General features: G+C 49.0%; 11 protein-coding genes. 10 read left to right on the forward strand and 1 reads right to left on the reverse strand.

Annotation, left to right across the window (positions count from 1 at the left end; all coding sequences use genetic code 11):
• Positions 1–100 precede the first annotated feature (100 nt).
• From ACAW87_RS20295 to rny, 3 genes are all read left to right on the forward strand, one after another.
• The gene (locus ACAW87_RS20295) at positions 101–439 is read left to right on the forward strand and encodes a hypothetical protein (protein WP_370725467.1); all 339 of its coding nucleotides are present in this window, start codon (positions 101–103) and stop codon (positions 437–439) included.
• Between the two features lie 61 nt (positions 440–500).
• Positions 501–788, forward strand: coding sequence for a cell division protein ZapA (locus ACAW87_RS20300; protein ID WP_370725468.1), 288 nt, complete (start codon positions 501–503; stop codon positions 786–788).
• An 87-nt stretch (positions 789–875) separates the two neighbouring features.
• Positions 876–2,510 carry a ribonuclease Y gene (gene rny / locus ACAW87_RS20305; RefSeq protein WP_370725469.1) on the forward strand — a complete coding sequence of 545 codons (1,635 nt, stop codon included), beginning with the start codon at positions 876–878 and terminating at the stop codon, positions 2,508–2,510.
• Positions 2,511–2,645: 135 nt separating this feature from the next.
• Here rny and ACAW87_RS20310 read toward each other — a convergent pair whose 3' ends face one another.
• On the reverse strand, positions 2,646–3,314 hold the full coding sequence (locus ACAW87_RS20310; protein WP_370725470.1) for a YggS family pyridoxal phosphate-dependent enzyme: 669 nt from the start codon (positions 3,312–3,314) through the stop codon (positions 2,646–2,648).
• A gap of 174 nt (positions 3,315–3,488) precedes the next feature.
• On the opposite strand from ACAW87_RS20310, the gene ACAW87_RS20315 reads away from it, so the two are divergent.
• The 7 genes from ACAW87_RS20315 (at position 3,489) to ACAW87_RS20345 (ending at position 11,556) form a co-directional block, all read left to right on the forward strand.
• Positions 3,489–4,457: a DUF8428 domain-containing protein gene (locus ACAW87_RS20315; RefSeq protein ID WP_370725471.1), complete on the forward strand. Its 969-nt coding sequence runs from the start codon at positions 3,489–3,491 to the stop codon at positions 4,455–4,457.
• A gap of 153 nt (positions 4,458–4,610) precedes the next feature.
• A complete protein-coding gene (rpsF, locus tag ACAW87_RS20320) occupies positions 4,611–4,979 on the forward strand; it encodes a 30S ribosomal protein S6 (protein WP_370725472.1) in 369 nt (122 codons plus the stop codon).
• 2 nt (positions 4,980–4,981) lie between these two features.
• Positions 4,982–5,233, forward strand: a complete 252-nt coding sequence (gene rpsR / locus ACAW87_RS20325; protein WP_085412948.1) for a 30S ribosomal protein S18 — start codon at positions 4,982–4,984, stop codon at positions 5,231–5,233.
• Positions 5,234–5,317: 84 nt separating this feature from the next.
• Positions 5,318–5,773, forward strand: a complete 456-nt coding sequence (gene rplI, locus ACAW87_RS20330) for a 50S ribosomal protein L9 (protein ID WP_370725473.1) — start codon at positions 5,318–5,320, stop codon at positions 5,771–5,773.
• A gap of 277 nt (positions 5,774–6,050) precedes the next feature.
• Entirely contained in the window at positions 6,051–8,282 is a 2,232-nt protein-coding gene (locus ACAW87_RS20335; protein ID WP_370725474.1) for an ATP-binding protein, read from the forward strand.
• A 6-nt stretch (positions 8,283–8,288) separates the two neighbouring features.
• Positions 8,289–8,714, forward strand: a complete 426-nt coding sequence (locus tag ACAW87_RS20340; protein ID WP_370725475.1) for a response regulator — start codon at positions 8,289–8,291, stop codon at positions 8,712–8,714.
• 139 nt (positions 8,715–8,853) lie between these two features.
• Positions 8,854–11,556: a PAS domain-containing protein gene (locus tag ACAW87_RS20345; RefSeq protein WP_370725476.1), complete on the forward strand. Its 2,703-nt coding sequence runs from the start codon at positions 8,854–8,856 to the stop codon at positions 11,554–11,556.
• The last annotated feature ends 8 nt before the right edge of the window (positions 11,557–11,564 follow it).

The raw sequence follows: 11,564 nt of genomic DNA on the forward strand, positions 1-11,564 counted from the left end.
ACCCCTCCCCGTTAGGGAGGGGCTACAGCTCTGCTAAATGGCCGGGTCTGAAGGCCCTCCCTGACGGGGAGGGGTTGGGGTGGGGTAAACGGTTAGAAGGATGGTTTCTGAATCGAGACTTTTTGTACTGCTGGAAGATTTTGAACACAAAGTCTTTGATTTGACTGAGCGTTTGGCTCAGCAACGGCAGCGCATTGAGCAGTTGGAACGCGAAAATGCCGACCACCAGAAAACGATACGGGAGCATCAGGAGCAGTTAAAACGGCACCAGAAAAAAGGGGTGGATAGTCCACCCGCGTTTACAAAGTCGAAAGATTTTGGTAAACTTGTAAGCAGCAACCTGCCCGACGCGGTTGCCCGTGAAGAAGTAAAGCAGAAACTCGATGAGTACATCCGGGATTTAGACCGGTGCATTACCCATCTGAGTACCTTGTCATAACACACCAATAGCGTACCCCGACCCAAGCAGTTTGGGCCGGTTGGCCAGTGCCACACACACAATGGAAGAACGGCTAGCGATACATATCAAAATTGCCGACCGCGACTACCGCTTTAAATCGTTACCGGAGGAAGAAGTCTTTCTGCGCGACGCTGGTAAGCTTATTCGCGAACGCATGGAGGTACACCGAAGCCGGGGCGTGCGTGACACGCAGGACATTCTGGCCCTGGTGGCCCTTGATTGTTTGGTAGCGAGTCTGAAGTCAGAAGATCAGGCTCGTCAGATGCAAAATCGCATTTATGACAGGATTGCCCAATTAAACCAGATCATCACGCCCAGCCTCTCGTAGGTAGCGCAATGGTCTTCTTCTCCCCACGGGAACCGGTGTTGTAGCGGGTGCATAATGAACTGTGTTCAACCCAAACGAGACCAATTAATGACAACGACAAGCATAATACTGATTATCCTGTGCAGCGTAATTGCCGCAGGTATCGGTGTTTTTATGGGGCGAAAATCGCTTCAGGGCGCCATTGCCGATAAACAGCAGGAAGCCGAAGCCAAGGCCGCCGATATCCTGAAAACGGCCGAACTACAGGCCGAGACCATCAAGAAAGACCGCATGCTGGAGGCGAAAGAGAAATTCCTTCGTCTGAAAGCCGAATTTGAAGAACAAACCAACGAAAAACGCGGTCTGCTTCAGCAAAATGAAGCCAAACTAAAGCAGCGTGAACAGCAATTGGCTCAGCAAGCTGATCAGCAACGTACCCGCGAGGGCGAGTTAAACCAACTGAAAAACGAGATCAATCTGATCAAAAATGAGGTTGGACAGCAAAAAAGTGCCTTAACCCAGCAGGTTGAGGCACTGAATCGGCGTAACGAGGACGTTGACCGCCGACAGGCTGAAGCCGACAAAATGCTGGCTGAACAAGTATCACAACTCGAGAAAATCGCTGGCCTATCCGCCGATCAGGCGCTGGAACGTATGGTTGACACGCTGAAAGCAGAAGCCGATACCCGCGCTTCGGCCTACGTGAAAAACATGCTGGAGGAAGCGAAATTAACCGCTACCAAAGAAGCAAAAAAAGTCGTTATCGATACCATTCAGCGCACGGCTACCGAGCACGCCATTGAAAACTGCGTATCGATCTTTAACATCGAATCAGACGATATCAAGGGTAAAATCATTGGTCGCGAAGGGCGTAACATTCGGGCGCTGGAAGCCGCTACGGGCGTTGAAATCATTGTAGATGACACGCCGGAAGCCATCATTATTTCCGGTTTCGATCCCGTTCGACGCGAAGTGGCCCGGCTTTCGTTGCACCGCCTGGTGCAGGATGGTCGTATTCACCCCGCCCGGATTGAAGAGATTGTGGCCAAAACGCGCAAGAACATCGAAGACGAGATCGTTGAAATCGGTGAGCGCACGGTGATCGACCTCGGCATTCACGGTCTGCACCCCGAACTGATCAAGATGATTGGTCGGATGCGTTTCCGGTCGAGCTACGGGCAGAACCTGCTACAACACTCGCGCGAAGTAGCGAAGCTTTGCGCTACGATGGCCGCCGAGCTGGGACTGAATGCCAAACTGGCTAAACGAGCCGGTCTGCTCCACGATATTGGCAAAGTATGGCCCGAAGAAGCCGAACTACCCCACGCCTTGCTGGGTATGGAGTTGGCTAAGAAATACAAGGAGAACCCCGAAGTGATCAACGCTATTGGTGCTCACCACGACGAAATTGAAATGACCAGCATGATTTCGCCGATCGTTCAGGTGTGTGACGCCGTTTCGGGCTCACGGCCCGGTGCCCGCCGCGAGATGATGGAATCGTACATTAAACGCCTGAAAGAACTCGAAGAATTAGCTACTAATTTCCAGGGCGTGGTAAAGTGCTACGCCATTCAGGCCGGTCGCGAACTCCGCGTGATGGTCGATGCTGATCACGTCACCGACGAACGCGCAGGTACGCTGTCATTCGAGATTTCGCAGAAGATCGAAAAAGAGATGCAGTATCCCGGTCAGATTAAAGTGACCGTCATCCGCGAAATGCGTTCGGTGGCCTACGCTAAGTAATCGTATCTCATTAGAGATAAAAAAAGCCGGAGCAGTCCGGCTTTTTTTTGTGACAAAGTAAGGGTGCTTCAAGCGCACGCAAGTTTCTCCAGTTCCGTTTAATTCGGGCTGGCTGCCAACGATATCCTGTGCACGTTAAACGTTTCGGCTTCCAAAGATGGCGCTACCTACTCTTACCATCGTGCTACCTTCTTCAATGGCCATCAGGTAATCGCTACTCATACCCATCGACAGTTCTTGTAAATCCACATTAGGTCGTTCTACTGATTTAAGCACATCAAAAAGTTGCTTCAGGGTTTTAAACTCCTGCCTGATTTGTGCCTCATCGTCGGTGTTGGTAGCAATTCCCATCAGGCCAACAATACGCACATTAAGCAACGTATCGAGTTCGGGCGATTGCAGCAGGTCGATCACCTCATCGGGAAGCAAGCCAAATTTGGTTTCTTCGTCGGCAATGTACACTTGAAGCAGACAATCGATCACTCGGTCATTTTTTCGGGCCTGACGGTCAATTTCCTCCAGCAATTTCAGGCTATCGACCGATTCTATAAGGCTGACGAAGGGGGCAATGTATTTTACCTTATTTGTCTGCAGATGCCCAATCTGATGCCAGCGAACATCGGCCGGAAGTTGAGGCTGTTTTTCGGCCATTTCCTGCACTCTATTCTCGCCAAAACGCCGACAGCCAGCTTCGTAAGCCTCCACGAGCATGGCCACAGGTTTTGTTTTTGTTACAGCTACCAAAGCTGCCCGGCCAGCTATCTGCTGCTCGATTTGGCGTATAGACGCGTCAATTGTCATCATAAATAAGGCGCATAACGCCTACCGTTGGGGAAGATTGTGCAAAGATAGGTTTGAGTTTCGTGGAGAATGCTGTAGTTTTTCCGCCTCAAACCAGTGAATTCAGTCTGAACCTATACAATTTGCAGATCTCCTGCCGTTTCCACTCTAACCGCATCACTCCCTGTACCCTATCCCATGGAACAACGACCCGAAAAACGAAACGATAATAGTAGCCGGAGTTTTCTCATTATTGCCCTGCTTGCTTTGGCCGCCCTAAACGTATTGCTGCTTTATTTCTGGTACCAGGAAAAAGAGAATAACAAAACAAAAGATGCCACCATTGCTGCCAAGACGGAGGAAGTACTGGTCACAAGAATGAAGCTTGATTCGATTTCGGCGCAGCTAGATGCCAAAATTGCCGAAATTCAACAGCTAGGTGGCAGTGTTGATTCGCTGCTGAAAGTGAAAGAGCAGATCGAGAAAGACAAAATTCAGGTTCGCAATGTAAACAGTTTCAACGCCCGGGCTTTTAACGAGAAGATTAGCCGGTACGAAAATTTGCTGGCCGAAAAAGACCAGGAAATTGCCCGTCTGCGCGAAGAGAACGGCATCTTGACCGAACAGAATACGGCGCTGTCCTCCGAAAATCTCAATTTGCGTTCAGAGAAGCAGGAGCTATCTGATACTGTAGTGAGCTTTGCGGCCAAAGCGCGTGAAGTACAGGCTCGAAATCGAGAGTTAAGCGACAAGGTGACGATTGCCGCCGCTCTGCACGCCGACGATATTGCAGTAACGGCACTGAACACGCGCGGCAAAGAACAGGATGGCGGTAAGTACAAAGCCAAACGCCTCGACAAAATAAAGATCTCGTTTAAGCTAAGCCCCAACCCGCTAACGCAACAAAACGCCAAAGACATTTACCTGCGCATTCTGGACCCAAGCGGTGCTGTAGTGGCTGATATGGCTACCGGTTCGGGCGAATTCACGTATGCCAGCAAAGAGATGATTTACACGGCTATGCAGCGCATCGATTACACCAACACCGGTCAGCAAATCGCGTTTATCTACGGCCGGGGTGGTCAGCGCTTCAATGAAGGCCGCCACACCATCGAAATCTACGCCGAAGGCTTCCGAATCGGACAGGGCGAGTTTACGGTGAAGTAAAGTTTTAGGTTTAAGCGGTCCGCCGCTGCGGTTCAACGTCTAAGGTCTAAAGTTGCTCTGCTAATCTGCGGAGCAACTTTAGACCTTAGACGTTGAACATTAAACCTTTTTCCCTACCTTTGCGGCCTCATTTTAAATCAAATTAATTTCATCATGTTCCAAAAGAACTACGAAACGGTGTTCATCCTGACTCCCGTTTTATCTGAATCTCAGATAAAGGACGCCGTTGACAAGTATCGGACGTTGCTGACTGGCAACGGAGCTGAACTTGTGCATGAGTACAGCATGGGTCTGCGCAAACTGGCTTACCCCATCAAAAACAAGAACACGGGTTATTATCAGGTGTTCGAGTTTAAGTGTGATCCTGCCCTGATCGAGAAACTCAACATCGAGTATCTACGTGACGAGCGCGTGATTCGTGACTTGACGACGGTGCTGGATAAGCACGCCATCGAGTATAACGACCGGAAGAAAAACGGCCTGGTGGGTAAGAAGAAACAAGAAACAGCAGACGCGAAATAACCATGAGCTTACAGAACGAAGCAATGAACAGCGGCGAAGTCCGCAAGAAATACTGCCGCTTCAAGAAAGCCGGTATTAAGTATATCGATTATAAGGATCCCAATTTCCTGTTGAAATTGCTGAACGATCAGGGTCGTATTCTGCCACGGCGTATCACAGGCACTAGCCTGAAATACCAGCGCAAAGTAGGTCAAGCCGTAAAACGTGCCCGTCACCTTGCCCTGCTTCCTTTCGTAGCCGATTCACTTAAATAGAGTTTGGCGTTTACCGTTTGATGTTTGACGTTTCGACAGTCTTAGCATCAAACACTAAACATCAAACATCAAACTTATTTCTCAATGGATATCATTCTCAAAACCGATATAACCGGCGTTGGGTATAAGAACGACATCATCTCGGTGAAACCGGGCTTTGGTCGTAATTACCTGATTCCGCAGGGATTTGCTGTGATGGCAACGCCCTCGAATAAAAAAGTAGTGGCCGAAAACGTACGTCAGGCTGCTCACAAGGTTGAAAAGATCAAAAATGATGCGCTGGCGCTGGCCGAGCAGATTGGCGATCTGAAACTGACACTGATCGCGAAAGCAGGCGAAAGTGGAAAAATCTTTGGTCGGGTTACCAATACCCAAATTGCCGACGCCCTTCGCGAGAAAGGATTCGACATCGACCGGAAGAAAATCACGATCGAAGACGTGAAGATGCTGGGCGAATACCAGGCCACGCTTGACCTTCACAAAGAGGTGAAGCATCAGGTTACGGTCGACGTAATCGGCGAAATCGTGTTGCAGCCATAATATTGCCACACTGATTCGTAAAATCAGATTGGATTTTTAGAAAGACGGACCCGAAAGGTCCGTTTTTTTTGTGTCCAACTATTTCTATTGTTAAATAAAGACGTTACTACTATCCATTTATGAATTGTTTCATACTTCATTGATTCTTCATGTCTAGGAAAAGTTAAACAAACAAAATATTTTTACTTAAATACTACACACATGAAAGTGTGTTAACTCTTAGTTATTTATACTATATTTGATTTACGCTAATACAGGTTCCTCTTAATCTATCACTATGCAACCTGCTCCTGATTTAACAACATGTGAACAGGAACCTGTACAGTGGCCTGGGTATATCCAGTCACATGGTTATTTGCTGGCTTTGGATCCAGGTACGTTCACGATCTGGCAAGCCAGTGAAAACCTGAGTGAACTGGTGAATCAGTCAATCGCTGATGTGATAGGTAAGCCGCTATCAGCCCTTACCCTGGGTGACCTGCCAGGTAGCATACTAGAGGAAATTCTGCTAATAGCCACACGAAATAGCAGTTCTGATGCTTTCGCTCCTTATCAGATCACCATCCGTGGCGAGTTATGGTGCGTTTTGTTGCATATCCACGACGGCGCGCTCCTTGTTGAACTGGAGCCGACGGGTACGCATCAACTATCAACGTTGATGTTGCTGTCTCAGATCATGTCTGACATACAGCATAGCACAACACTGACCGATCTGCTGCACAAAACAGTGGCGAAGGTGAAATCGATAACCGGCTTCGATCGTGTTATGGTGTATCGCTTCAATGAAGACTGGCATGGCGAAGTTGTTGCCGAAGCGCGCGAAGACTATCTGGAACCGTTTCTTGGCTTACATTATCCAGCCTCCGATATTCCCCGTCAGGCGCGCGAACTGTATAAGATCAATCTTGTACGCGGCATTGTGGATGTTAATCAACCCAGAATTGGCATTTACCCAGCTACTTACCGTCACTATAACAGACCACTTGATTTAACTCACGCCAGCTTACGGTCTGTGTCACCAGTGCATATCGAGTACTTAAAGAATATGGGAGTTCAGTCGAGCATGAGCATTTCATTGCTCAATCGGGGTGAACTGTGGGGACTCATTGCCTGCCATCATTACAAAAGTCCCCGCTTTATCGATAATTCGACACGACAATCGGTTAAACTGATTAGTCAGGTGCTGTCTGCTACGGTCGAAATTCGGCAACATGATGAACTGTCAGCTTTTTCCGAGCAGTTGCTGGACTATGAGCAACTCGTTCATCAGCAGATGATAGCCGACTGGGATGTGGTACAAGGCTTAATCAAACATCCCGTTACCGCGTTAGATCTCACTTCAGCAACAGGCATGGCCTTACTTTTTGAAGGACAGCTTCACACCCTGGGCGATACACCTGACGAGGCCTTTATTTTGGAATTGATTGACTGGCATAAAGCTACTGCCACCGAGACCATCTTTCAAACCAACAAACTACCAGACCTGTATCCTCCCGCCGAGCCTCACCGCGATAAAGCAGCCGGTGTACTCATGCTGACGCTTTCTCGGGACATGAACGAGTACCTCCTCTGGTTTAAACCCGAACAGATTAAAACAGTACACTGGGGCGGGAATCCTGATAAGCCTGTTGAGATAACAGATGATGGTCAGGTACGTCTCAGCCCACGCAAGAGCTTTGACAAATGGAGTCAACTGGTACGAAATCAATCGCAGCCCTGGCAACAGCAGGAATTGAGTACCGTGCTTAAGCTACGGGAAGATCTATTGCAGGTTGTGGCGCTTAAAGCCGACCAGATCCGGGCGCTCAACGAGAAACTTCGACTTGCGTACGAGGAGCTTGAAGCTTTTAGCTATACGGTTTCGCATGATTTACGCGCGCCACTTTCGTCTATCAAAAGCTATTCAGAAATCTATCTGGAAGACTATGGTAGCCAGATGGACGAATCGGCCGTCGCCATTTTCAGTAAGGTCATGAAAGCCACAGACCGGATGAGTGAACTTATCCGGAATGTAATGCAGTATTCGCGCCTGGGCCGCAGCGAGCTACTCACGGAATACATAGCTATGGAACCGTTGTTAATGCAGATTCGGGAGGAAGCCCTGGCAGGTGAGGCCAACCGTAGCGTAACGATCACCCTGGGTGACACGCCGGACTTGTACGGTGATAAAACCATGATTGCTCAGGTATTCAGCAACCTGATTTCCAATGCCGTAAAATATTCGCGCCATGTACCCAGAGCCGCTATTCTGGTAAGAGGCTACTCGGATGAACGTGACATTATTTATGCGATCAATGACAACGGCATTGGCATCGACATGAAACAGGCAGGTAAAGTATTTGAGCTTTTCCAGCGACTCGACTCAGCTGCCCGCTACGAAGGAGATGGCGTAGGACTGGCCATTGTAAAGCGAATTGTGAGCAGGCATCGGGGTAAAATATGGTTCGAAAGTACACTTAATCAGTCAACAACCTTCTTTGTCGCTTTTCCTAAACCTCTTGTAGATTAACACCTTATGATCGACATACTCTACGTTGAAGATAATCTCGACGAAGTTGATATTTTCAAGCGGGCCATCGGACGACAGGCTAACCCACCCAGTTTTTCCATTCTGGCTAATGGTAGCGAAGCCATTGATTATTTACTTCAGCAGGGAACGTACCTGGGCAAAGGGGTACTACTACCAAGAATTATACTAATTGACCTGAACCTGCCCGGACGAAGCGGGTTCGACGTCATTCAGCAAGCGCGTGCCCAGAGCCGCACACGGTATACACCGATCATTGTTTACAGTAGTTCTGAAAACCCAGTTGACATCCGGCGTGCCTACGACCTGGGTGTTAACGCTTACCTCATCAAGCCGGGTAGTTATCATAAAGTCACAGACATGATGCAAAAGGCTGTCGAATTTTGGCTCACTCAAAATAAAAACGCCCCCTGAATAAATTTGAACTGTCGCATACTTACGAAAGAGTAACCTTGTGTGAGTTAGTCAGCCTATTATATTAACTAAAACGCAAGGTTGATCAGATAGCCCTATTGATGACATGAACACTATACATCAATCAGCTTCAGACCTTTTGAAAAGCATTTTAACGGCTTCTCAGAACGGCGTGTCAGTTTACCGTGCATTGCGGGACACAAACGGTGTAATTACTGACTTGCGATTAACTATGCTCAATGCGGTGGCCGAACGAGATCTGGGGCAACCTGCTGTTGAACTACTGGGTAATACCTTCGACAAAGTGTACCCTCATCTGGCTCAAACGTTGGGCAAACACTATAAACAGGTTATCGAAACAGGCGAGTCTATTCGATTTGAGTTTGAATACAACCGGCCAGGGCAGTCAACTTCTTCCTGGTGCGATGTGTCGGCCGTGCGTATGGAAGACTGTCTAGTCGTTTCCTACAGCAACATTACCCAGCATAAAGCGAATGAGGACGCAGCCCGGCGAGCGAGCGTACTGGAACAGGCATTTGACTCAGCCCTCAGCGGTATAACAGTATACGAAGCCATACTCGATGAAACCGGAGAGGTCGACGATTTTCGCTTTTTGATGATTAACGAAGCCGGACTTCGCATGAGTTCCGGCTTTACGCGCGACGAACTGATTGGCAAAACGCTCTGGCAAATCTATCCGGCTACCGGCCTTAACGGTCTGTTCAGCAAGTATGTACAGGTTTATAAAACCGGCAAACCGCTCTCTGGCGAAAATTATTACCCCGAATATGACCTGTGGCGCGAATACAGTATTGTGCAGATTGCCAATGGCGTGATGGTTACCTACAATGACATCACGATGTATCAGAAGCTGGAGGAGACGAGCCAGCAACAGGCTCAGTTGCTAGACGGCGTTTTGGAAGCTATACCCGTTGGCTTGGCCGTACTGAATGCCGTTCGGTCAACCAACGGCCGTATCAGCAACTTTCATGTAAGTCGCTTCAATTCCGCCTTCCGGAAAATTTTTGCGCCAACTGTTACCAGCGGACACGACCCTGTACTAACCACTTTTATCGATGGCGGAGTAGAATCGGGGCTACTCAGCCGCTGCATCATGTGCGTTGAAGGCGGCACAAGCCACTCATTTGAGATGCCATACCGGTCTCAGAACAGCACGCACTGGTACCAGACGTCGATGACGCCCACGGGCGACCAGATTATTCTGACGGTTACCGACATAACGAAGGCAAAACAGACCCAACTGGATCACCATTTCCAGGCCGAGTTGTTGAAGTCGATCGGAGAAAGTACGCCGGCCGGGCTGGTACTATGGGAGGCAGTTCGCGATAAAAGTGGTCAAATCATTGATTTTCAGTACCGGATGACCAACCGGATGAACAGTTATTTGACGGGCTATACCGATGATTACTTGACTGGTCAGCAACTATTTGTGTTGTTTCCCCACTTCAAAGGTACTGCCTTGGATACGGCCTTGCGAGAAACGATTGACACCGGACGTACCCAACACATGGTGCTCACCAACTACACCCAACGGCCCAATGGATGGCTCGATGCCCAGTTTAGCCGAGTGAGTGACGGCCGATCGACTGACGCGGTGCTGATGACCTTCATTGATATATCGGAGCAGCATGAGGCGCAACTTACCCAGAAAGCACAGGCCGATTTGTTGCAGGTAATCATCAACGCCCAACCGTCGGGTCTGGTATTATTCAACCCTGTTCGGGAAGAATCTATTAGCCAACTCCCCGGCCGCATTATCGATTTCACGTATGTGTTGGTGAACGAAACACAAAAACGACTCACCAGGCGGACAGAGCAGGAACTGATTGGCGCACGGCTGTTAACTCTTTTTCCCAGCGACGAAGGACATGACCTTTTCGAGCGGCTGGTTGAGGTGGCAGAAACCGGTGAAAACAAGGAGTGGATCATGCCTTACTTTAGTGATGGCATAGAAGGATGGTTTCAAACAGCTCTGATCCGGCATGGTGAACGGGTGCTATTCACATTCCTGGATGTATCAGACCTGAAACGTAAGAAACGAGGACTGGAAGTAGCCAACATGGAACTGCGCCGCAGTAACGAAAACCTGCAGCAGTTTGCTTATGTGGCCAGTCATGATTTGCAGGAACCCCTCCGCAAAATTCGGTCGTTTGGCGACTTACTGGCCAAGAATTACGCCGCCGTGCTGGACACGCAAGCTCTGGATATGGTTAACCGGATGCAACAGGCAGCTTCGCGTATGTCGGGATTAATCAAAGATTTACTCGATTACTCACGGGTATCGACTCAGCGAAGCGCTCATGAATCAATACCTCTATCGAAGTTGATTGCCGAAGTAGCCGATGATCTTTACGTTAGTGTGCAACAATCGGGGGCTATCATCAATTACGAGCACTTGCCGGTCTGCCACGGCGATAAGGCGCAGCTTCGCCAACTGTTTCAGAATCTGCTGGCAAACGCCATTAAGTTTCGGCGGCCCGATGTGCCTCCCGTGATTCAAGTATCCTCCAGAAAAGTACCGGCAAAACAGCTTCCCGATTCAGTGCTGGCTACTATCGAGGCCGTAGAGCATGACCAAACGGTAAACCGCCGGTTTTACCACGAAATCAGCGTATCGGACAACGGCATTGGTTTCGATGAAAAATACCTCGACCGGATATTTCAAGTATTCCAGCGGCTCCATACCAAATCTGCATTTCCCGGAACGGGTGTGGGCTTAGCGATCTGCCGGAAAGTCATTGAAAACCACGGAGGTGCCCTGTCGGCTACCAGCCAACCACAGGTAGGCTCCACCTTCTTCGTATACCTACCTGTTACCTAACCCCTCAA

The sequence above is a fragment of the Fibrella aquatica genome (assembly GCF_041321135.1).
Lineage (GTDB): Bacteria > Bacteroidota > Bacteroidia > Cytophagales > Spirosomataceae > Fibrella > Fibrella aquatica.